The sequence below is a fragment of the Bradyrhizobium canariense genome, from assembly GCF_018130465.1.
GTDB classification, from domain to species: Bacteria; Pseudomonadota; Alphaproteobacteria; order Rhizobiales; family Xanthobacteraceae; genus Bradyrhizobium; species Bradyrhizobium canariense_C.
The window spans coordinates 249,535-271,980 of the sequence record NZ_JAFCKJ010000008.1 but is presented as its reverse complement, the minus strand read 5'-3'; the positions used below and the strand labels follow the sequence as shown (position 1 = coordinate 271,980).

Sequence of the window (22,446 nt, the reverse complement as noted above, 5' to 3'; positions counted from 1 at the left end):
GGCCTCTTGCAGATGAGATGGAGCGGTCACCGGCACCGCAGGCATCCTGCGCTCGCCCGGCCGACTCGCCTCACAATGGTGAGGCGTCACGCTGCCAGAGTCCACGCCGGAGCGGCCGATCGGCCGCGTCGTCCCGGTTTTCCCCAAGCACTGAAGATGGGCGCTGAAGGTGGGCACTGGGCCCCCTCGCGCCTAGAGCTGCGGGAGCACCTGGGCCCAGATCGCGATCATCCCGACAAACAGCGCGATCGACGCCAGTGCGGCGGCTTCTTCCACGAAAATCCTGAACATGGCTTACTCCATCGCTAGAACGTATGAAGAACATTGTTCTCATTTCGTTCTCAGGAGTCAAGCCATCTCCGCCATCTCGAAACGGAATGGTTAACCTGCTGAAGTCGAACAACAAAAAAGCCCCGGCCGATGGCCGGGGCTTTCGCCGACCGCTCGAAGTCGAGCGATCGATATCAGTCTTTTTACTCAGTAACGGCCGATCATCGGGCCGCCGAACTTGTAGTTCAGGCGGACGAGGCCCATGTCGACGTCCTGACGGATGCGGTCGGTCGAGGGCACCAGAGCGAAGGTGACGTCCTTGTCCTGCAGGAAGATGTGGTTGTACTCGACGCCAACCGACCAGTTCGGTGCGAAACCGTACTCGAGGCCGGCACCGATCGTGCCACCCCAACGGGTCTGGTCGTTCGAGGACAGCAGCGCGCCCGTGGCGGTGCTGGAGACGTCGTACTTGCCGCCGACCACTGCAGCGCCGCCCTTGGCGTAGACCAGGACGTTGTTCCAGGCGTAGCCGACCTGACCGGTGATCAGACCGAACGAATCGATCTTCGAGCGGTTGCGCGTCGCGAACAGCGCGCTGACGTTGTCGCCCGAGAAATCAGCCCAGTTGCCCTGACCTTCGATGCCGAACACCCATTGGCCCGACTGCATGCGGTAGCCGATCTGACCACCGACGGTGCCACCGGTGGCATCGTGCGAACCCTCGCGGCCACCGCCGACGAGATCCCAGGTCGAATGGGCGGAACCACCGCCGCCGTTGACGCCGATGTAGAAGCCGCTCCAGTCGTAGATCGCGGCAACCATCGCCGGCGCCTTGGTGTAAGGCCGCGCAGCGAGGTCAGCAGCCACCGCCGGTGCGGTCGCGCCGAGCGCGACAAGGCTCACAGCAGCAAGCAACAGATTCTTGTTCATTTGATTCCCGTTCCAGTTTCGTCGTTAGGCCCCCGGGCCGTGGCGTCGTCATACCAGCGCTCGACGGAATTGCTGTAACCTCGACGCCACAGTTCGCGCCAAAGGATCGCGCTTCATTAATGAAGATTTACCAGCGCGCGCTGGAAACCCTTTGAAACAAGTGTTTTCATGAGTTCCATTGTCGACTACACGACATATGCAGCATGCGCGCGTAACAACGTCGCGCGCACGTTCGCGTGATTGGAGAATCGAATGCGCAGACGAATTGCTCTCCCCATTATCGCCACATTTTCGCTCGCACTCGCCACATTTGCGCTCACGCTCGACGCAAGCACGCCGGCGCGCGCGTTCGGAACTCACCATGCCTTCTGTCTCACCGGCGATGAATGGCCGGGGCTCAGCAATTGCACCTTCGACAGTTACGCGCAGTGTCAGGCGAGCTCGTCGGGCCGCGCCCTCACCTGCATCGCCAATCCGTATTTCGCAGGCCAAAGCGATGATCCCTACGCCTATCAGAACAGGCCGCGCGCACAGACGCCCGGTTATCCGCCGGGCTATTTCCTGCGCTGAGATGCGCCGCGCTCGTCTCGCGCTTGTGGCGATCGGCCTGCTCCTGGCGGGCGCGCCCGCGCACGCGCAGACCTACGATCCGAGTTATCCGGTCTGCATGCAGATCTACGGCCCCGTCGGCTATTTCGATTGCCGCTACACCTCGCTCGAGCAGTGCAAATATTTAGCCGTCGGGCGTTCGGCGACGTGCGTCGCGAACCCGTATTTCGCGCAGACGAAGCCCCCTCACCGCTCGAGGCGCGTCAATTAGATCGGGACGCTGATATGCGGCCTGCCTTGCGTTGAGCTTCCGGTGTTGACGCCGACCGATCCGGGTTTAAGTACGACAGAGAAATCTTGCAGGGGTGGCGACGTTCGCTGGGCTGGTTCCCGTTGACGCCACCATTGCAGGACATATGACGACATCGCAGCCAGCGACCTCGCCCCGCGCGACCGCAGCCTCCGCGCCCCCTCATCTCGCCATCGTCCTGTTCTCGCTCGCGATGGGCGGCTTTGCGATCGGGACCACCGAATTCGCATCGATGAGCCTGTTGCCGTTCTTCGCCGCCGACCTCGGGATCGACGAGCCGACCGCGGGACATGCGATCAGCGCCTACGCGCTCGGCGTCGTGCTCGGCGCGCCGCTGATCACCGTGCTTGGCGCGCGGTTGGCGCGACGCACGCAGCTATTGGCCCTGATGGCCGTGTTCGCGCTCGGCAACGCCCTCACCGCGCTGGCGCCGGGCTTTGGCTCAATGATCGCGGCGCGTTTTCTCTCGGGATTGCCGCATGGCGCCTATTTCGGCATCGCCGCGCTGGTCGCGGCCTCCCTCGTTCCTCAACATCGTCGCTCGCAGGCGATCGGCCAGGTGATGCTCGGCCTGACCACTGCCACGATCATCGGCGTGCCCCTCGCCAATCTGATTGGGCAGGCGATCGGCTGGCGCGCGAGCTTCGGCCTCGTGTCGGTGCTGGCGTTGCTCACGGTGCTGCTGTGCGCCCTGTTCGCGCCGCGCGACCAGGCTGGCCGGTCCGATCCCCTGCGAGAGCTCGGAGCGCTGCGAAGCGGCCGCGTCTGGATCACGCTGGCGATCGGCGCCATCGGCTTCGGCGGCATGTTCGCTGTTTACACTTATCTGGCGACGACGCTGATGGAGGTGACCAAGGTCAGCCCCGCGGTCATTCCGTTTTTTCTGGCCGTGTTCGGCATCGGCGCCACGCTCGGCAATCTGTTCGTGCCGCGCTTTGCCGACCGTGCGCTGATGCCGACGGCGGGCGTCATCCTGCTGTTCTCAGCGGTCGCGCTGCTGGCGTTTCCGCTTGCCGCCGGCAATCCTTGGGCGCTGGCGGCGGACGTCTTCGCCATCGGCGCCAGCGTCTCGCTCGGCGCCATCCTCCAGACGCGGCTGATGGACGTCGCCGGAGATGCGCAGGCGCTCGCCGCCGCACTCAACCATTCGGCGTTCAATACCGCCAATGCGCTCGGCCCGTTCCTCGGCGGCCTCGCCATTCGCGAGGGGCTGGGGTGGACCTCCACGGGTCCCGTCGGCGCCGCGCTGGCGGTTCTGGGTTTCCTGATCTGGATCGTCGCCTATCGCGACGCCAAATCTGCTGACGCCAAGCCTGTTGACGCCAAGTCTGCTGACACCAGGTCTACTGAAGCCAAGTCTGCTGACGCCAGGTCTGCTCCGGTCGATGTCAGCTCAGCAACCAACGCAACTCAATTGGAGAATACGCCGGCGAGACCGGCGTCGCCGCTGGCGCCGGATGATCGAAGCCGTTCGGACGCTGCAAGAGATCCGGTGGCATGAGAACGCCTCTCAACCGGCCAGCGTAACGATCAAAGGTCCGCTTCGGGTGGCGATCACGGTGTGCTCGTATTGAACGGTCGGCGCTTCGGGGCTGCTGTAGAGCGTCCACGGGTCATCGCCATCCTGTGCCCATTCGGCGCCAAGGGACAGGAACGGCTCGACGGTGAACACGAGGCCTTCGCTCATGATACGGCGTTCGGAGCGGTCGGGCCATGTCGCGATCTCCGTCGGCTCCTCATGGAGCGACAGGCCGACGCCGTGACTGGCAAGGTTCCTGACCAGGCTGTAGCCGTTCTTCCGCGCAAACGTCCCGATGGCCTTGCCGATGCCGGCAATCGGCTTGCCGGCGCCGACCTGCTGCAGGCCAGTCCACATCGCGCGGCGGCCATCCCTGCAAAGACGTTCGACCGCGCGGGTGACGGGCGGAACGGCGAACGACGCTCCCGTATCGGCAAAGAACCCGTTCTTCTCGGCCGACACGTCGATGTTGACGAGGTCGCCGCCCGCGATCCGCCGATCGCCCGGGATGCCATGAGCGATCTCCTCGTTCACGCTGATGCAGGTCGCCCCGGGAAAGTCGTAGGCCAGCTCCGGCGCCGAACGTGCGCCGGCGGTCTCCAGCAGTGCTCGCCCGATCTGGTCGAGCTCGGAGGTGGTCATGCCCGGCTCGAGCGCCTTCCCCATGGCCTCCAGGGTATTGGCGACGATACGCCCGATCTCCTTCAGGCGCGCGAGGTCGTTGTCATCAGAGATCGTCATGTCAGGCTCTTCCGAAAGCCGGGACATAGCGCTTGTGAAGGCGGCTTGCAAACGGGAGAGGCCGTTTCCAAAAAATGCCTTCAGATCTCGTCGAGCAAGCTGCGGACTTTGGCAGCCAGGTCTTCGATAGCGAAGGGCTTGGGAAGCAGATGCTTGCCGGCATCGAGCATGCCATTGTGAACGATTGCACTGCGCGTGTAGCCGGTGGTGAACAGCACTTTCAGCTCCGGGTATCGTTTCGACAGCTCGGCCGCAAGCTCGGCGCCGGTCATGTCGGGCATGACGACATCCGTGAACAGCAGGTCTGGAACAAAACCATTTTCGATCGTCCTGATCGCCTCTTTGGCGCTGGCTGCTTCGACGACGGTGTAGCCAAGTTCGCGCAGGCTTTCGGAAGACATGCTGCGGACGCGCTCGTCGTCTTCTACGACGAGAATGGTCTCGTTCTGATGGCTTGCACCGCCAGGTATCTCTCCCTGCGACCGATCTGAGCTCGCCTCCTCGCCGGCGAAGCGTGGAAGGTAGATCTTCACGGTCGTGCCAACATCGACTTCCGAGTAGATTTTGACATGGCCGCCCGACTGCCGCACGAAACCGTAGACCTGACTGAGGCCGAGGCCGGTGCCCTTGCCCACGACCTTGGTCGTGAAAAACGGATCGAACACCTTGCCCAGCACATCGGCCGGAATTCCCGTGCCGTTGTCCGTCACGGCCACGAGAACGTACTGTCCGGGTGCCAGCGCGTACTCGCGAGCATACTTTCGATCTATCGAGGCGTTGCTGGTTTCTATCGTCAGCCTGCCGCCCTTTGGCATGGCATCGCGCGCGTTGACCGCGAGATTGATCACAGCGCTTTCCAGCTGGGCCGGGTCTGCCTTGACCCGCCAGAGGCCAGCCGCCAGCACCGTCTCGAGGCGGATCAGCTCGCCAAGTGATCGCTCGAGCAGCTCGCTCATCCCGCCGACCATCTTGTTGATGTCCACGACCTCAGGCGCGAGAGGCTGTTGGCGCGAGAACGCGAGCAGCCTCTGCGTCAACGTGGCCGCGCGATTTGCACCGTCGATGGCGCCCTCGATAAATCGGTCTATGCTGACCTCTCCCCTGCCGAGCCGCCGCTTGGCAAGGTTCAAGCTGCCGAGAATCACGGCCAGCATATTGTTGAAGTCGTGGGCAATACCTCCGGTCAATTGCCCGACGGCTTCCATCTTCTGGGATTGCCGGAGTTGCTCTTCAGCTTTCATGCGCTCGGCAATTTCGTCGGCAACACGTTGCTCCAATCCGGCATTGAGCGCCTCGAGCCGGGTCAAGAGCTGGGCGTTGTCGATAGCGGTGGCGGCATGGCCCGCAATGCCAAGCAATGCGGCCTCATGCTCTGCCTGGAATTTACCCGTCTCGGCGTGACCGAAGAAGAGTCCGCCGAGGACTTCGCCGGTTCGCGAGATCACAGGGACCGCCAGGTAGGATCGAACCGGAAGATGGCCCTCGGGCATGCCTTTCCGCGGCGCGTTCTTGCCATAGCGGGGGTCCTGCAGGATGTCGTCGGACCTCACCACGCCAGAGCCCTGGAAGGTCGGGCCAAAGACGGCGGTGTTGCGGGGCATCGGAAATTGTTCAAACGCGGATCGCGGCGCACCGGACAGCGAATACAGCATGTAGCTGCCGCCCTCCGGCGCCAGAACGTTGTAGAAAAAGGCACCGAATTGAGCACCCGAGAGTCCGACGCCGGCATCCGTCACGATCTGGACGATCTTCTCGAGGTCGCGTTCGCGAGAGACCGAAGCCCCGGTATCATTCAGTATTCTGAGATGACGTTCGGTTTTCTTTTGCGCGGTGATATCCAGAACCGTGCCGATGAACCGAACAGCCCGGCCGTTGGCAAAGATGGCTTGACCAGTCGCGGCGATCCAGCGTTCGACGCCGTCCTCGATGCCCACGGTTCGGTATTCCATACTGTAATTCGTCGGAGAATGCGGCGTCAGGGCTGCCGACACGGCCTCGTGGGCGCGCTGCCTGTCTTCGGGATGAAGGCCCTTCAGGAACGACCCTTCATAGCTTACGTCGGCGTCCGGCGACAAACCGAACACCGCTTTGCAGCGGCTGTCCCATCCAAGAACGTCGTTGACCGGGTCGTAGTCCCAGGTGCCGATGCCAGCCGCCTTGTTCGCAAGCGTCAGTCGTTCGGCAGCCTCCCGCGCTGCCTGTTCCGATCGGACGCGCTCGATGTGGGCCCACGATCGCTCCGTCACCTCGGTGAGCAAGGCGAGTTCGCGCGGCGTCCACTGGTGCGGGCCCCGGTGATGAATCGCCATCAAGGCCGTGAGCTGCCCTTCTTTGACCAAGGGCACGCAAATCGTCGAACCTATCCCGATGTTTTGGAAAGTGGCGGCTTCCTCAGGCGCCAGCTCCTTCAAATTGTCATTGATGATGAGGGGCCTGCCGGCGCCCAGCTCTCGCACCGCCTTTTTGCCGAAGTCAGCCAGGCTGTAGTGACCAAGGATATGCACCGCACCGGGCGCCGCCCAATCCCCGCGGATGGTGAAGCCGTCCTGGTCGGGATCCATGTCGGCATAGGCGCAGCTCGAGACGTCGAGATGCTCGCCAAGCATCCTGGTCGTGACCGCCATCACGCCGTCGGCATCGCGGGTCTTGGCCGTTTCCTTGTTGAGTGCGTCCAGGAAAAGAAGCCGGGCTTCGTTCTCCCGCACCGCCGTCTCCGCACGCCGACGCTCCACGGCGGTGCGCGTGCGCTCGGCAACATCGCGGATAAGCTCCAGCTCGTCGGGGCTCCATTCGCGCGACGCGGCATTGTTCAGATACAGCAGCGCGACAACTCCGCCGGGCTCCGAGATCGGCATGTTGACGAGCGCGCGCGCGGAGATCGCCTCGAGAGCCTCGGCACGATCGCCGACGCGAGGATCTTTTTCCGCATCGGCACAGATGACGGTCTCGCCCCGCTTTAGGTCTTCGATGTAGCTGCCATAGTCGCGGAAGCGCAGCACGCCTGCGAGGCTCAGGATGCCCGGTGCGTTCCAGTCGCGGACAATGGTGATGGTCTCGGCTGATGTGTCGACCGTGCCATAGCCTGCCCTGCTGACGTTCAGGCTGCGGCCAAGCAGCTCCGCCGCAGCATAGGCGAGATCGTCGGGATTGCTGATCTCGCGGATGTAGTCGCCGAGTGTGGCTAAGACGGAATTGCGATCGGCCGAGCGGACCCCGGTCGCTGTCGTCATTGGTCTTCCCCTGCCACTTCCCTATCTCCACGAGGAGCCAATCGGATTGATCGTCCCGCTGCCGTTCGCTTCGACCAGAGGTGAGCCCGCCTGACCTTCGCGTGATGCAGGCAGACGCAAGCTGTCTGCGCTTTAACCGCATGATGGCATTTAGGTTCCCGCTCGAAGCTCCGACTGAGACTCAGGCACTGCACCGGCATGTCGACCAGGAGCGCCGGTGCGGACGTCGGCGAAACAAAAGCTGCGCCGACATGCCACCGCAAGTTGTGGCCGCGCCGATCATCGTATAGCGTCCGTTCCGGCTTTTCACCGCGCCTGGTCGATCGCTTCATGCTCGCTCGGATTTTGTCTCTCGTAGCCTCGCTCTTGCTCTCCGGCGCATTGCATGCCGAAGGGACGCCGGCCGAGAAAGCCGGATTTGCGTCCAGGCTGACGATCTATCTTGCCAAGGGGTCACCTGACGCGTGCGGGCCGGGCTGCGACCGCTGGATCGCCATCGAGGGCGATATCGACCAGGACGCCGCGCCGCGCATTCGCCGCTTCCTTGCCGGCGTCAAGGACATGCAGCGTCCGATCTACCTCTATTCACCCGGCGGAAACATGGAGCAGTCCTATGTCATCGGGCGGCTGTTGCGCAGCCGCAAGGCGATCGCCCGGGTTGGCCGGACCATCGCGACGGCGTGCGCCGCGGGCACGCAGGTGGACGCCGCGTGCCAGAAAATCAAGAACGCCGGCGGCGAGGTGGAAGCCGAACTCACCACGTACCATGCGATGTGCAACTCGGCTTGCGGTTACCTGTTTCTCGGCGCGACATCGCGCGAGGTTGCCCCTGATGCCGCGCTGGCGGTCCATAACTCCAGGCTGGTCCTTGCCTTTCACGGGCACCCGGCTCCGGCGGCGGTCGCGGAATACAGACAGCGCCGGATGGCGACGGCCGATCGCGATCGTGCTGCGTTCATCGCGGCGATGGGGATCAGCCGCGAACTTGATGATCTGATCCGGACAGTGAAGTTCGAAAACCTGCACATGCTGACGCGAGCCGAGCTCCATCGTTTCGGCATCGACACCCGTTCGCTTGCCGAAACGGCGTGGAAACTGGAGAAGGAAACGCGCCCCTTCGTCCGCAAGATCGCGATGCTGAAGAAAGAGAACGGCGCTTCGTTCCGGCCCATGGAATGGCGCCTGTCCTGCGAAAGCGGGAAACGCGTGCCGCTGACATTCGCGGGCGAGATCGACGAGACAGCCGTCGGCAAGAGCACCATCCTGGTGACGGCGGACGCCGACACGGACAAGGCGGCCGAAGGGTCGGCGCTGCGGGCCGGAAAATACGAAGTCTGGCGCGGCAGCATCGATCCTGACATGGTCAAGGCGATCCTGGCGTCCCGCTCCCTGCATGTCCGCGAAACCACGCTGATGCCGGACGACAAGGCGGACATCACGAAATTCGACATCGACTTGACGGGCCTGACGTCAGTTTGGACACAGCTTGTCGCGGCATGCGCGTCGGTGGCATCGGCTCCGAAAAGCCCTTGGCCGGCGGTCCCCTGGCAATCGACTCCTTGGCGGGCGGGCCCCACAGCCGGCCCCCAGCCGAACGTCAGCGCAACGCCTTCGGCCGCGCCGTCGCCATAAGCGCAAGGGGCAGGCCCGTTGATCAACCTTCAGAGCTGACTCGGCCCGCCGCCAATCTCACGCTCTGGCCGGCATAGCCATCGGAAATCGCGAGCTGGGTCACGGATTACTTCAGCGCCAGGCTGGTGCAGTACCAGGTGATTTCGCGGCTTTGCCAGCCCAGCAACATTCCGGTGCCCGTGCACTCGGCGTAGGTCTTGAAATGGTAGATGTTCCTGCACGTTGACGACAACGCGGGCCAGCCGGAAGACGAGCATCCGCGCCAGGGCGCATTGCCGGTCCTGAAGCTCGTCTGGCAACCGTCGACACAACTGCCGGAGATGCTTTCGAGCTTTGCGAGCTTGGTCATGACCGACGTCGGCGCCGCCAATGTTGCGGTCAGCGACGTTTCAGTGGTCGGCGATGACTGGCGCGGCACGGCCCTGCGGGCAACAGCTGGGTGCCGGATCGGCTTGCTGCGCCTCGGTGTCTGGCTCGGTGCGTCCACCGTGACGGCGGGAAGCGTCGTGGAAGAACTGGTCGCCGACGTCGCAGCTTGCGAGGCGGCTATGCCGCCTGGGCCGCACGTCAACAGCGCAACGCAGGAGCAGGCAAGAGCCAGGCGAGACAAAGACCTCATGACGACGTCCTCGCAATACAGAGCCAACTCACCCTACCCGCCCGCTCTCAATTTACAAGAGTATCGCGGGCGCCGCACACGCGGAATTGTCGTCATGTCAGATTCGTGTCAGCCAAAGTTAAATCACGGGCGAGGCGACATCCTGCACCGGCGTGTAGATCACAAGCTTCAGCGCGGGATCGTCGTTGGCCTGGAAGCTCGTGTGCTCGAACCGGAGCACACCCTTGATCGGATGGTTCATGATCTTGAGGCCCGCGGCGGTGCTGCGGATCTCGTGCGCTTCCCACCATTTGACGAATTCCGGACTGCCCTGGCGCAGCCGCGTCAGCAATTCCGTGAAGGCAGGATCGCCGGCCCAGACGTCGTGGGTGGTGCGGAACATCGCGACCATGCGCTTGGCCACATCGGCCCAGCCCGCGCCGTAGGATTTTCGCGTGCGCTTGTTGGTCATCATCAAGAGCAGCGTGTTGCGATCCTCCTCGGGCAACCGGCCAAATGCGAAGACCTCCTCGGCGGCGGCGTTCCAGGCCAGCACGTCCCAGCGCCGCCCGGTGATGTAGGCCGGATGCGGCAGGCTCTCGACCAGGCGCCGTATCGGCGGCGGCACGATTTCGCGCGTAAACGCGCGCTTGTCGCCGTCGCGTGCCAGCGCCTTGAGATGGGCGTGCTCGGTCTTGCTGAGACGCAGTGCACGCGCCAGCGCATCGACGGTGGTCACCGACGGGCTGACGGTGCGGCCCTGCTCGAGGCGGATGTACCAGTCCACGCCGATGCCGGCGAGCTGGGCGACCTCCTCGCGGCGCAGGCCCGCGGTGCGGCGCCGGCGGCCGGCGGGCAGCCCGACGGTCTTCGGTGACAGCTTTTCGCGGCGGGACCTGAGGAAGTCGCCGAATTCGATGCGACGGGGATCGGCCATGGTGACGTGCCTCGATGGAGGGCCTAGGCAATACTAGGATAATACCAGGCCTTCTCGGGCCTGGAAAGGCGGCGCATATGGGCTTCACCCGAACATGAGGTGACCACCATGAAAGCCGCCGTACTCAAATCCTTCGGATCGCCGCTGGTGATCGAGAATGCCCCCGAACCGGTGCTCGGCACCGGCGAGGTCATCGTCGAAATCGTCGCCACGCGCGTGCTGTCCTACATGAACGAGGTCTTCAGCGGGATGCGCAACTATGCACTCGATTTGCCGATCATCCCGGGCCCCGGCGGCATCGGCCGGGTGCGTGCGATCGGCCCGGACGCGACCAAGCTTGCGATCGGCGACTGGGTGTTCTGCGACCCGACAGTGCGTTCGCGCGACGACGCCGTTGCGCCCGACATCGCCCTGCAAGGACTCACCGCCGCCGGTGCGGGCGGCATGCGCCTGCAAAAGCATTTTCGCCACGGCTCGTTCGCCGAGCAGATGCGGGTGCCGACGGAAAACGTCAAACGTCTCGGCCAGATCACGTCGGAGGAAGCAACGCGATGGTGCGCGCTGGGGACGCTGCTGGTGCCCTATGGCGGCTTCCTCGCCGCCGATCTGCAACCGGGCGAGACCGTGCTGGTGAGCGGAGCCACCGGCAACTTTGGTAGCGCGGCGGTGTCGGTTGCGCTGGCGATGGGTGCGGCCTGCGTGGTGACGCCCGGCCGCAACGAAAAGATCCTCGCCGACCTCGTCCGCCGCTTCGGCAGCCGCGTGAAGCCGGTCAAGCTCACCGGCAACGAGGACGACGATCGCGAAGCGATGAAGCGCGCGGCGCCCGGGCCGATCGACTGCGTGTTCGACATCATGCCGCCCTCGGTGAGCCCAAATGTGGTGCGCGCGGCGATCATGACGGTGCGCTCCTATGGCCGCGTCGTGCTGATGGGCGGTGTCGGCATGGCCGGCGGCGCGGGCCTTGAGCTGCCCTATCCCTGGATCATGCGCAACTGCATCAGCATCCACGGCGTCTGGATGTATCCGCCGGATGCCGCAGGCCGCCTGATCGGGCTGGTGCGCGCGGGACTGCTCAGGCTGGAGGAGTACGAGACCACCGCCTTCGACCTCGACCACGCCAATGAGGCGGTGGAACATGCCGCCGCCAATGCCGGACCGTTCAAATTGACGGTGATCCGGCCATAATCGGCCTCCGCTAGAGCGATGCGCCGCCGCGTCTGGTTTGCCTGATATGTCAGATAGCTGGGAGACGTCACCCCGATCGTAGCCGGCCCAGGCCGGCTACTGTGCATGGGGTTGTTTTCGCGTTTTTTATTCGAGCTCGATCACCTGGCCGTTCGACAACGACACGCGGCGGTCCATGCGGCCGGCGAGCTCCATGTTGTGGGTCGCGATCAGCATGGAGACCTTGGTCGCCTTGACGAGCTGCATCAGGGCCTGGAAGACGTGGTCCGCGGTGTGCGGATCGAGGTTGCCGGTCGGCTCGTCCGCAAACAGCACCCGCGGTGCATTCGCCACCGCGCGCGCGATCGCGACGCGCTGCTGCTCGCCGCCCGACAGCTCGGAGGGGCGGTGCGTGATGCGCTCGCCGAGGCCGAGATAGCCGAGAATCTCCTTGGCGCGCTTGACGCTCTCGGACTTCTTGAGGCCGCGGATCATCTGCGGCATCATCACGTTCTCCAGTGCCGAGAACTCCGGCAGCAGCCGGTGGGACTGGTAGACGAAGCCGATGTCGGTGCGGCGAAGCTGGGTGCGCTCGATGTCGGGCAGTTGCGAGGTCGGCGCGCCATTGACGTAGACCTCGCCGGAATCGGGCGCTTCCAACAGCCCCGCAATGTGCAGCAGCGTCGACTTGCCCGAACCGGATGGCGCCACCAGCGCGACGGACTGGCCCGCCCACAGCGCCAGCTTGGCGCCGTCGAGGATCGTCAGCGGCACCTCGCCCTGCAAGTACTGCCGCTTTATCTCGTGGAGATAAATGACCGGTACATCTTCCGCCCCCTGCTGCTCCATCAGCCCCTCACTCGTACCGCAGCGCTTCGACGGGATCGAGGCGTGCGGCGCGCCAGGACGGATACAGCGTCGCCAGGAACGACAGCGTCAGCGCCATGATGACGACGGCCGAGGTCTCGCCGATGTCGATCTCGGCGGGCAGCTTCGACAGGAAATAGAGCTCCGGCGAAAACAGCTCGGTGCTGGTCAGCCAGGACAGGAATTGCCTGATCGACTCGATGTTGAGGCAGATCACCAGCCCGACGAAGAAGCCGACCATCGTACCGACCACGCCGATCGAGGCGCCCGTGATCAGGAAGATGCGCATGATCGAGCCTTGCGAGGCCCCCATCGTGCGCAGGATCGCGATGTCGCTGCCCTTGTCCTTCACCAGCATGATCAGGCCGGAAACGATGTTGAGCGCAGCGACCAGCACGATCATGGTGAGGATCAGGAACATCACGTTGCGCTCGACCTGGAGCGCGTTGAAGAAGGTCGAGTTGCGCTGGCGCCAGTCCACCAGGAACACCGGCCGGCCCGCCGCCTCCGTCACCGCCTGACGGAACGCGACGATCTGATCCGGATTGGTGGTGAAGACCTCGATCGAGGTGACGTCGTTGCTGCGGTTGAAATAGGCCTGCGCCTCCGCGAGCGGCATGAACACGAAGCCGAGATCATACTCGGACATGCCGATCTCGAACACCGCCGCGATCTTGTACGGCTTGATGCGCGGCGTCGTGCCCATCGGCGTGACTGCGCCTTTCGGCGCCACCAGCGTGATGCTGTCGCCGGCGTGCAGCGACAGCTGGTCAGCGAGGCGCCGCCCGATCGCGACCCCCTGCCCGTCGTCAAAGCCCTCGAGCGAGCCCTGCTTGATGTTCTTGGCGATCGAGGTGAGGTTGTTGAGGTCGTCGGAGCGGATGCCGCGCACCAGGACACCGGAAGCGTTCCACGGCGATGACGCCAGCGCCTGGCCGTCCACCACGGGAGCTGCGAGCCGGATGCCCTGGACCTGGCTGAGGCGGTCGGCGACGTCCTTCCAGTCGGTCAGCGGCGATTCCAGCGGCTGGACCAGGATGTGGCCGTTGAGCCCGAGTATCTTGTCGAGCAGCTCCTTGCGGAAGCCGTTCATGACAGCCATGACGATGATCAGCGTCGCCACGCCCAGCATGATGCCGAGGAACGAGAACCCGGCGATGACCGAGATGAATCCCTCCTTGCGGCGCGCGCGCAGATAGCGCGCCGACAGCATCCACTCGAAGGGCGCAAAAGGCGCGGTTGGCTTGGTCTCGGTCATGGTTTCATCCATCGCTTGATAATCCCATGATTCGGGGTCAATTGTGGCCGGATTGCCGGCCCATTATCGCGCGATGAACACTATTCAGCCGACCAGCCGAGCAACCACGTCCGCAGGCGACAGATTCTCGCGCGAGCCGTCGGCGCGCCGCTTGAGCTCGATCTTGCCGTCGGCGAGGCCCTTCGGGCCGATCATGATCTGCCAGGGGATGCCGATCAGGTCGGCGGCAGCGAATTTGGCGCCAGCGCGCTGGTCGGTGTCGTCGTAGAGCACGTCCACGCCCTTGGCGGTGAGCTCCGCATAGAGCTTCTCGCAGGCCGCGTCGACCGCGGCATCGCCCTGCTTGAGGTTGAGCACCACCGCGCGGAACGGGGCCACCGCCTCCGGCCATTTGATGCCGGCATCGTCATGGCAGGCCTCGATGATGGCACCGAGCAGGCGCGAGACGCCGACGCCGTAGGAGCCGCCGTGGATCGGCACGTCGACCCCGTCGGGGCCCGCCACCAGCGCCTTCATCGCGTCGGAATACTTCGTGCCGAAATAGAAGATCTGCCCGACCTCGATACCGCGGGTGTTCACCCGCTTGTCCGCGGGCACTTCCTGCTCGAAGCGCGCGGCGTCGTGAACGTCTTCCGTCGCCGCATAGACCGAGGTCCATTGCTTGATGATCGGCGTCAAATCGCTCTCATAATCGACGTCCTCGCCCGGCACCGGCAGGTCCAGCACGTCGCGATTGATGAAAACGCCGGATTCGCCGGTGTCGGCGAGCACAATGAACTCGTGACTGAGATCGCCGCCGATCGGGCCGGTCTCGGCGCGCATCGGGATCGCCTTCAGCCCCATCCGCGCGAAGGTGCGCAAATAGGCGACGAACATCTTGTTGTAGGCGACGCGCGCCGCGGCCTCGTTGAGGTCGAAGGAATAGGCGTCCTTCATCAGGAACTCGCGGCCGCGCATCACGCCGAAGCGCGGACGCTGCTCGTCGCGGAATTTCCATTGAATATGATAGAGGTTCAGCGGCAGGCTCTTGTAGGACTTCACGTAGGCGCGGAAGATCTCGGTGATCATTTCCTCGTTGGTCGGCCCATACAGTAGCTCGCGCTTGTGGCGGTCGGCGATGCGCAGCATCTCGGGGCCATAGGCATCGTAGCGGCCGCTCTCGCGCCAGAGGTCGGCAAGCTGGAGCGTCGGCATCAACAGCTCCAGCGCGCCGGAGCGGTCCTGCTCCTCACGCACGATCTGCTCGATCTTCTTCAAGACGCGGAAGCCGAGCGGCAGCCAGGCATAGATGCCGGCGGCCTCCTGCCGGATCATGCCGGCGCGCAGCATCAGCCGATGCGAGACGATCTCGGCCTCTTTCGGATTTTCCTTCAGGATGGGCAGAAAGAACCGCGACAACCGCATGGCAATACTCGAGGAATCAGTGACGGCTTGCAGTGAAACCGGATTGGGAGCCAAAACACAAGACCGGGAATGAGGAAAAGCCGCTAACACAGCGGAATTCCTGTCATTTTTCCGTCGACTTCAGGTTCAACGTGATGTGCCGGAGAGCCGGGTTCAGGGCGCCGCCACCTCGAGCTCGTCCTCCAGCGTGATCTTCTCGAAATCGGTCACCAGCGCGTCGATCCGCACATGCCAGCGGCCGGCAAAGGGTAGCTCGACCTTGCGCACGTGCCAGTAGCTGTCCGGCCCGAGCGAGGCGTTCCGCTCCATCGGCTCAATGCCGCGTTCGGGCAGGCTCAGCGTCAACGTCACCTCCTTGGCCACGAGCACCGCCCCCTCGCCAGTCATGAGCTGCAGCACGAAATCGTCGATACCCGCCTTACCCGGCGAGACCAGGACCTGGAACATCGCCTTGTCGGTATGGATGTGGATCGCCAGCGGCGTCTCCGGAATAATCGTTCGCGGCGGTGGCGTGAAGCGCCAGCCGGCGACGACGGCGAAGATGCCGAACGCGATGGCGCATTCGAGCAAAATCGAGCGCTTCAGGGCCGGCGCGGCCTTGCGATCCCCCGCGAGCGCTGGGGTCAGGCGAAAGCGGTTGAGCCCGGCAAGCGCCAGCAGCACGAGGACCAGCGCGAGCTTGATCGAGAGAATGAGTCCGTAGCGGGTCTCGACCAATGCAGACGGCTTTTCAAGCTGGACGATGGCGAGTGCGAGGCCGGTCAATGCAAGAACGCCAACGACCGGCGCGGCGATGCGGGAGAAGCGATTCAAGACAGGCAATGCCGCGGCTGGCGACTTCGACAACAGGGCGACCAGCGGCGCGAGCGCCCCAATCCAGAAGGCGACACCGAGACCATGGAGAAAGATTGCCGGCCGGGTCAGCAGTTCGGGCGGTGCCGTAGCGGCGTGCCCGGTCATGGCCAGCGACAAGCCGACGCCGACAAAGGCAATGATTGCCAGAGCGCGCGCACACCACGTGTTGCTTAGCGCCAGCAGCGCGAACAGCATTGCAGCGATGTCCACGAGCAAGGCTGGGCCCGCACTAGTCCCAGATGCGACTTTCCAGGGAGCAACCGTCGCGAGAGCCGATAGCGGTAGCCCGAGGAGATCAAGCCCCAACACACCAAGGGACACCACCGCGCTCGGGAGGCCGATGGCGAGCGCCACGCGCGGAACGGCTATGCCGGTCATCGACCACGCAACCCAGCGCGCAAAGAACACGCCGCCGACGCCGACGAACAGGCCAAGATAGAGACCGACCCGCGCCAGCCAGATCAGCACGTTCAATCCGCTATCCGCGTTTGCGTTTGCGGGAGGTTGCGTCCCCGTCGGCATGCCGATCGAGAAGATCACCGATCCCGCGACGGGATGGCCGTCCTGCGAGATCACGCGATAGCTGACGACCGCCGTGCCCTGCGGCATGTCCGCCGGCATCGCGACCGAGATGGTCTCGCCCGATGTGTTGACGCGCACATCATCCCGCGCCCTGCCCGCGCCGTCGATCAATTGGATCGCGCCCGGCGTGACCGCCTCGTTGAAGCGGAGCTCCACCACCTTCGGCGCGCTCGCGAGCATGCTGCCGCTCGGCGGCTCGACCGCGACGAGTGTCGCGTGCGCCGAGGCGCCGGTCGCGAAGCCGACAAACAGGAGCAGCGTCGCAAGCGCGGCGAGCAGGCGCATCAGGGTTTTGGCAGGAGTTTTACGCCCGGCGCCGGTGACTTGCCCTCGTGCGAATGCCGCGCCCCCTCCGCGGGAATCTCGATCCAGCGGCTAACGCCGGTCTCGCATTCCTGGACGACGGGGAAGTACAGAATCGTGTTCGGCTTGAGCGTCTCGGTCAGGGCCGTGTGCATGACGAACTCGTCATAGTTCTTGTCCGGCAGCTTGCCACCGGACCAGGTCACCTCCTTGACGCCGGAGGACAGCTTGTTGCCGTGATAGTCGTATTCGCCGGCGTATTTGCCCTCGACCACGTCAACACTCCAGCCTGCCTTCGGCATCGGTTTCACCGCGATCACGCCTTCCGGGATCTGCACCCGGATTTTCACCGTGGGCGAGCCCGCGCAACCGTGCGGGACGGCGAAGACGGCCTTGTACGATCCCCCCACTGTCGCCTGCTTGCCTTCGAGGAAGACGTGCGCAGTCGCTGGCGTTGCCGCAAATACACCCAGAAAGATCAGCCAGGTTCGCTTCGACATGTTCGGTCTCCCGAAGGTCCAGATCATGCTCGTCACATCTTCATTCCCGAATGATCAGGCATTTTCTTCATCATGTGTCCGCTATCGCCGGGCGCCTGCGCGCCGACGCCCTGGACATCGAGGGAGACGGCGACCTTGCCGGCCTTCTCGAACTGAAGCGTCACCGGCACCTTGTCGCCCTGCTTGAAGGGGCCCTTCAGTTCCTGGAGCATGAGGTGGTAGCCGCCGGGGGCGAACTTCACCGTCTTGCCCGGATCAATCACGAGGCCCTTGTCGAGCAGGCGCATCTTCATCACACCATTGTCCATCGCCATCTCGTGAACCTCAGCCTTCCCCGCGATTTCGGCGGAGACGCTGACCAGCTTGTCAGCCACTGTGCCCTTGTTCTCGATGGTCAGATAGCCGCCGGCGACCTTGGCGCCGCCCGGTGTCGCCCGGCTCCACGCCTGCGAGATGACGAGATCGCCCGCCTTGACGTCGTCGGCCGCCGCTGGTGCCGTGCAGAGCGCGAGAGCGAACGCCGCGAACAGCACATCTTTCAACATCGTCTTCATATCGGTATTCCCGTTTGCAGATTGACTTCAGTGTGTGGCGAGCTGCTGGCCCGACCATTTTTCGAGATCGACCATCTCGGCCGAGCCTTCGATCGTGGAGATGGTCCCGTCCCGGGAGATCAGCATCGTCCGGGGAATGTCGCCCTGCCAAGCGGGGTCGATCTCGAACCTCAAACGCTCGACGAAGCCGTCGTTGAAGATGAAGTTTTCGGTCGACGACAGCCCCGCCTTGTCGAGCATCGATTGCGTCGCCGCCGGCAGGTTCGGCACGAGATCGGCGCTGATCGTGACGACGTCGATCCCGGGATGATCCTTCGCAAACTGCCCGAGCAGCGGCAGCTCGACCTTGCAGGGCCCGCAGGTCACCCCCCAGAAGTGGACCAGCGTCGGGCGACCCGCATGTCCCCTAAGCACGCTTTGCCACGTGCCGCGTTCGAACGGTTTCAGGACCGGCGCCGCTCCGAGCGCGGCTACCGATGCGATCAGGATACCCAGTCCCAGAAGGCCTGCAAGTCGACGTTTCATGGTTGCTCCTCGATCGCTGTGAGCCGATAGCCATCCGCCTTCGTCATCCATGACAGATAGCTCTGCCGGCCGTTAGAAACGAGCAAGGGATGGTCGGAAGTGTCGGTCGTGCTTGATATCGTCTTCGGTGCCGACCACGTCTCGCCATCGTCCCGTGAGATCGTCATTTGCACCGAGGTCTTCTCGCCATCGAACTCCTTCCAGACCATCACCGTTCCCGCCGGGCCCGCGAGCACGAACGGGCGTGTCGGATTGCGGCCCGGCTGCCCGATCGCCATGGGCGCGGAGAAGGTGCGACCTTCGTCGCGCGAGTGAGCGTAGAACAACCCCTTCCGCGCCTTTCCGTTGGTGTACCAGGCGACGTGATAGGTTCCGTTCAGCGCAACCGTGAGGCTGGGGCCGTGGTGCGGGCAGGCGTTGATCTGCCAGTCGTCGTTGCTGACGCGATGGATCTCACCTGGCGTCGAGATGTCGGTGAAAGTCATCACCGCATGATCGCGCACGCCGCCGTCAAAAATGTTTCTGAAGATCACGACCGGCCGGCCGGCGGCCGCGAACGTCAGCCCCAGTCGGCAACATTCGCAGGTGTTGTCACGCGCGAGACCGGCCTCGGCGTAGGCGGCGCCGCCATCGCGCGACGAGGCAAAGAACAGCCCTGCCCCGTCGTACTTCCGTCCGGCCTCCTTCGCCGGGACGCGATTGCGCTTGTCGAGCCAGGCCGCGAAGACAGTGCCATCCTGATCGAGCGCGAGCGCCTCAAAACGCTGGCTCTCGTTGTTTGCGGTGATCGGCTTCAGCTCCGCAAAGCTCTTCCCGCCGTCGGACGAGCGCGTGTAGAGCACCTGGCCGTTGAAGGCCTCATCCCCGAAGATCGAGAACGCCAGCGCGATGCCCCCTTTGCGATCGACCACGATCTTCGGCCGGGCATCCGGCCCCCAATCGAGGTTGAGCCGCTTCGTCGTGACCTGAGTGGGGGTCGAAAAAGTGCGCCCTGCATCCCGCGAACTTGCAACAGAGACCCGCCCGCCCGCCATCCAGGCGAGCCACAGTGTTCCGTCCGGACCGAATGCGGGGGTCGCCTTGGTTGCGCAGCGCAGCGTCGGCTCGTCACAAGCCGCTTCCGACGCATGCTGACCGTGCATCTGCGCGAACGCCGCACCTTGCAGGAACGCAAGAGCGACCATCCCGAGCAAACCGCTTCGGATCATGGCCCTACTCCCATTGAGAGCCCAAATCATTTGAACGCCACCTTCATACCCGCAACGAACGTGCGCGGCGAGCCCGCGTAGATCGATCCCGTCGTGTTTGCGAGCGCGCTCGCAGAGTCGGGAACACCGGCCGTCGAGACTGTGTTGGCAATATTGTTTGCCGAGGCAACATAGGTGCGGTCGAACACGTTTCTGACCTCAAGAAACAAGTTCAGCGACCGGAAGGTGTCGGACACCAGATCGGTCTTGTAGTGAGCGTTGACGTTGACCAGCTCGTAACCGGGTGCCTTCAACAAATTTGCATTGTCCATGTAGAAAGAGTCCTTCCACTGGACCTCGACGAAGCCTCCGAGACCTGCCAGCGGCCCGGCAAACTCGTCGTAGCCGATCCTCGCCGTCAGCTCGTTGGGTGAGATGCCGGGGATCTTGTTGCCAGCCCGGTTGAAGTGGAACACGGTCCCTTTGGTGATATCCTCGACATACTCGGTGTAAACTTCGTCGAGATAGGTGTACGCTGCCATGAAGCGCCAACCCGGATAGAACTTCCAGTCGGCGGCAAGCTCGATGCCCCGATGCTCCGATCGCGGTGCATTGAACGAATAGGTTACGCCAGTGACCTGAGTCGCCTGAGTGACGATCTCGTTGCGGAAGAATTCGTAGAAGCCGGTCGCGCTGAGCTTGAGTGTGTTATTCGGCGTCCAATCAAAACCGAGATCGTAGCCGACATTCTTCTGGGTCTGGAGCTGGGTGTTGTTACCCGCCGCCCCGCTCTGAACAATAAACAGATTCGAAACCTGCGGAGTGCCGTACCCCGTAGCGACCCGCCCCCGGACCAGCCATTCGCTGTTGACCGTATAGAGCAGGGCCAGTTCAGGCGCCGTGTTCTGAAATTGCCTGTCACCAGCCGTAACCTTCAGAGGATCCAGGACGCCCGTCGGACCGGTGTAGCTGTAGGCCGTGTTGATTCCCTTCAGCACGGTCTGCTCCCAGCCGATGCCGGCAACGGCAAGCAACGCCGGTGTCAGCCTCACTTCCTCCCGCGCGCGCACGCCGTAATTAGACGTTTCGCTGTAGAGGTTGTTCGTGATCCTGCCGAGCGTCGCATTGCCGCCAGGCATCACGCTCCGCGTATCGCTCGAGGCCGTCAGGGTGTTGTAGAAGGCGCCGAAGAACGTGGTCGACTCAAGGCCGAAAATCTCGCCGCGCTTGGTCAGATCGCTCATGTAGTTGTACGAGGGAAAATCTCCGATCGCGCTGGTCGTGCCGGTCGGCTGGCTGATGTTCCTGTCGTCGAACACGAACTGGTTGCGCCAGGTCGTGCTGTTGTCGAAATCATGCTCCCACCGGCCGCCGACGATGGTGCGGCGGTCGTTGCGGCCGAGCCCGGCCTGCACGGCTGTCTCCTTGTCGGTTCCGGCGGTCGCGTTGAAGCCGTTGTTGTTCAGCGTGACCGTGCCGCATCCTGCTGCTGCCGAGACACCCGTCGCGCAGCCCTGCTGAAAGGGATTTTGATAATACTGGTTCAGCGACTGGCGGATCGGCAGCCGCGCGCTGAGGTCGTTGTTGATGATCTTGACCGTGAAACGGTCGTCTGGTGTCGCCTTGAGCGTGCCGAGGAAATTGACGGTCTGCGTATTGAACCAGCTATTGCCGATGTAGCCGTCGCCTCGCGTGTCGCTTGCGAACAGCGAGCCCTCGAAATTCCCGACCTTCTTGCCGGCGGCCAGGTAGTTGTTGAGATAGCCGTAGCTGCCGCCGTCGACGCCATATTCGACGCCGTCGATCGAGCCGCCCGGCCGCGTCCGGAAATTGAGCGCGCCGCCGGTCGCGTAATTGCCGTAGAGCGCCGACGAGGGACCGCGGACCACGTCGATCGCGCCATAGGCATGGGGATCGATCAGATCGCTGCGCGACAGGCCATCCGGCTGCGTTACCGGAAAACCGTCGTCGAAGATCACGAGATTGCGGATGCCAAAACCGTTCCGGGCGTTGGATCCGCGAATCGAGATGCCGAAATCGCGTGGGCCGTTGCCCTGCTTGATCGAAATGCCCGGACTGTCCCGCAGGACGTCGCTGACCGAAAACGACGGGCGATTGTCGAACTGGCCGCGATCGATGGTCGTCGCGGTCTGTCCGGCAGGCGACTGATTGAGACCATCTCGGGCTGCACCGGCAGACCTGCTTTCGGTCGGAGCGCTGACGTTCGTGTTCGGCGTAACGGGCCTCGCGGCGCGGCCTGTCGAAGCAGAGCGTAGTCGCGATGGCCGGGTTACCGCTGGTTTGGGACGGGCGGCCTGCGGCGCTTCGACGGTCACCGCCGGCAACTCCGTATTGCTGCTTTGGGCAAAGGCTCCGCTCGACGATGCGAGCAGCGCGGCCTGAACGGCAACGATGCTCACGCCACGGCGGGCATGACAACGTAACATTGGGGCATTCCTGACGCCGGCCTTCTTTCCCGGCTGTTTGACAGCATCAGTCGCCAGCGGACGAACCGCGGCGACACTGGG

General features: G+C 63.8%; 19 protein-coding genes. 5 read left to right on the top strand and 14 right to left on the bottom strand.

Going from position 1 to position 22,446, the window contains the following annotated elements; all coding sequences use genetic code 11:
• Nucleotides 1-477 precede the first annotated feature (477 nt).
• The gene (locus tag JQ591_RS22340; protein ID WP_211398128.1) at nucleotides 478-1,200 is read right to left on the bottom strand and encodes an outer membrane protein; all 723 of its coding nucleotides are present in this window, start codon (nucleotides 1,198-1,200) and stop codon (nucleotides 478-480) included.
• Nucleotides 1,201-1,452: 252 nt separating this feature from the next.
• On the opposite strand from JQ591_RS22340, the gene JQ591_RS22335 reads away from it, so the two are divergent.
• The 3 genes from JQ591_RS22335 (at nucleotide 1,453) to JQ591_RS22325 (ending at nucleotide 3,560) form a co-directional block, all read left to right on the top strand.
• Nucleotides 1,453-1,770, top strand: a complete 318-nt coding sequence (locus JQ591_RS22335; protein WP_211398127.1) for a DUF3551 domain-containing protein — start codon at nucleotides 1,453-1,455, stop codon at nucleotides 1,768-1,770.
• 1 nt (nucleotide 1,771) lies between these two features.
• Complete coding sequence (locus tag JQ591_RS22330) at nucleotides 1,772-2,020, top strand: DUF3551 domain-containing protein (protein ID WP_211398126.1); 249 nt, start codon at nucleotides 1,772-1,774, stop codon at nucleotides 2,018-2,020.
• A 145-nt stretch (nucleotides 2,021-2,165) separates the two neighbouring features.
• Nucleotides 2,166-3,560, top strand: coding sequence for an MFS transporter (locus JQ591_RS22325; RefSeq protein WP_211398125.1), 1,395 nt, complete (start codon nucleotides 2,166-2,168; stop codon nucleotides 3,558-3,560).
• Between the two features lie 9 nt (nucleotides 3,561-3,569).
• On the opposite strand, the gene map is transcribed toward JQ591_RS22325, so the two are convergent.
• Together map and JQ591_RS22315 are read right to left on the bottom strand one after the other, a co-directional pair.
• Complete coding sequence (map, locus tag JQ591_RS22320; protein ID WP_211398124.1) at nucleotides 3,570-4,319, bottom strand: type I methionyl aminopeptidase; 750 nt, start codon at nucleotides 4,317-4,319, stop codon at nucleotides 3,570-3,572.
• A gap of 80 nt (nucleotides 4,320-4,399) precedes the next feature.
• A complete protein-coding gene (locus JQ591_RS22315; RefSeq protein ID WP_211398123.1) occupies nucleotides 4,400-7,549 on the bottom strand; it encodes a GAF domain-containing protein in 3,150 nt (1,049 codons plus the stop codon).
• Nucleotides 7,550-7,879: 330 nt separating this feature from the next.
• On the opposite strand from JQ591_RS22315, the gene JQ591_RS22310 reads away from it, so the two are divergent.
• Complete coding sequence (locus JQ591_RS22310) at nucleotides 7,880-9,181, top strand: hypothetical protein (protein ID WP_211398122.1); 1,302 nt, start codon at nucleotides 7,880-7,882, stop codon at nucleotides 9,179-9,181.
• A 106-nt stretch (nucleotides 9,182-9,287) separates the two neighbouring features.
• Here JQ591_RS22310 and JQ591_RS22305 read toward each other — a convergent pair whose 3' ends face one another.
• Both JQ591_RS22305 and JQ591_RS22300 read right to left on the bottom strand, forming a co-directional pair.
• On the bottom strand, nucleotides 9,288-9,530 hold the full coding sequence (locus JQ591_RS22305; RefSeq protein ID WP_211398121.1) for a hypothetical protein: 243 nt from the start codon (nucleotides 9,528-9,530) through the stop codon (nucleotides 9,288-9,290).
• 388 nt (nucleotides 9,531-9,918) lie between these two features.
• Nucleotides 9,919-10,716, bottom strand: a complete 798-nt coding sequence (locus JQ591_RS22300; protein ID WP_211398120.1) for a helix-turn-helix transcriptional regulator — start codon at nucleotides 10,714-10,716, stop codon at nucleotides 9,919-9,921.
• Between the two features lie 108 nt (nucleotides 10,717-10,824).
• Here JQ591_RS22300 and JQ591_RS22295 point away from each other — a divergent pair, with 108 nt between their 5' ends.
• Entirely contained in the window at nucleotides 10,825-11,904 is a 1,080-nt protein-coding gene (locus tag JQ591_RS22295; RefSeq protein WP_211398119.1) for a quinone oxidoreductase family protein, read from the top strand.
• 126 nt (nucleotides 11,905-12,030) lie between these two features.
• Here the strand turns inward: JQ591_RS22295 and JQ591_RS22290 are convergent, their stop codons facing one another.
• The 9 genes from JQ591_RS22290 to JQ591_RS22250 form a co-directional block, all read right to left on the bottom strand.
• Nucleotides 12,031-12,732, bottom strand: a complete 702-nt coding sequence (locus tag JQ591_RS22290) for an ABC transporter ATP-binding protein (RefSeq protein ID WP_211398118.1) — start codon at nucleotides 12,730-12,732, stop codon at nucleotides 12,031-12,033.
• 7 nt (nucleotides 12,733-12,739) lie between these two features.
• The gene (locus tag JQ591_RS22285; RefSeq protein ID WP_211398117.1) at nucleotides 12,740-14,020 is read right to left on the bottom strand and encodes a lipoprotein-releasing ABC transporter permease subunit; all 1,281 of its coding nucleotides are present in this window, start codon (nucleotides 14,018-14,020) and stop codon (nucleotides 12,740-12,742) included.
• Nucleotides 14,021-14,092: 72 nt separating this feature from the next.
• Nucleotides 14,093-15,412 (bottom strand): proline--tRNA ligase, encoded by a 1,320-nt coding sequence (gene proS, locus JQ591_RS22280; RefSeq protein WP_211398116.1) that lies wholly within the window; start codon nucleotides 15,410-15,412, stop codon nucleotides 14,093-14,095.
• Between the two features lie 153 nt (nucleotides 15,413-15,565).
• Nucleotides 15,566-17,134, bottom strand: a complete 1,569-nt coding sequence (locus JQ591_RS22275; protein ID WP_211398115.1) for a copper resistance CopC/CopD family protein — start codon at nucleotides 17,132-17,134, stop codon at nucleotides 15,566-15,568.
• Entirely contained in the window at nucleotides 17,134-17,652 is a 519-nt protein-coding gene (locus tag JQ591_RS22270; RefSeq protein WP_211398114.1) for a YcnI family copper-binding membrane protein, read from the bottom strand. The genes JQ591_RS22275 and JQ591_RS22270 overlap by 1 nt, the downstream gene beginning before the upstream one ends.
• Nucleotides 17,653-17,684: 32 nt before the next feature.
• Complete coding sequence (locus tag JQ591_RS22265) at nucleotides 17,685-18,206, bottom strand: copper chaperone PCu(A)C (protein WP_211398113.1); 522 nt, start codon at nucleotides 18,204-18,206, stop codon at nucleotides 17,685-17,687.
• 27 nt (nucleotides 18,207-18,233) lie between these two features.
• Entirely contained in the window at nucleotides 18,234-18,731 is a 498-nt protein-coding gene (locus tag JQ591_RS22260; protein WP_211398112.1) for a TlpA disulfide reductase family protein, read from the bottom strand.
• Nucleotides 18,728-19,939, bottom strand: coding sequence for a sialidase family protein (locus tag JQ591_RS22255; protein WP_211398111.1), 1,212 nt, complete (start codon nucleotides 19,937-19,939; stop codon nucleotides 18,728-18,730). Before JQ591_RS22255 ends, JQ591_RS22260 begins: the two co-directional genes overlap by 4 nt.
• 26 nt (nucleotides 19,940-19,965) lie before the next feature.
• Complete coding sequence (locus JQ591_RS22250; RefSeq protein ID WP_211398110.1) at nucleotides 19,966-22,365, bottom strand: TonB-dependent receptor family protein; 2,400 nt, start codon at nucleotides 22,363-22,365, stop codon at nucleotides 19,966-19,968.
• Between the last annotated feature and the right edge of the window lie 81 nt (nucleotides 22,366-22,446).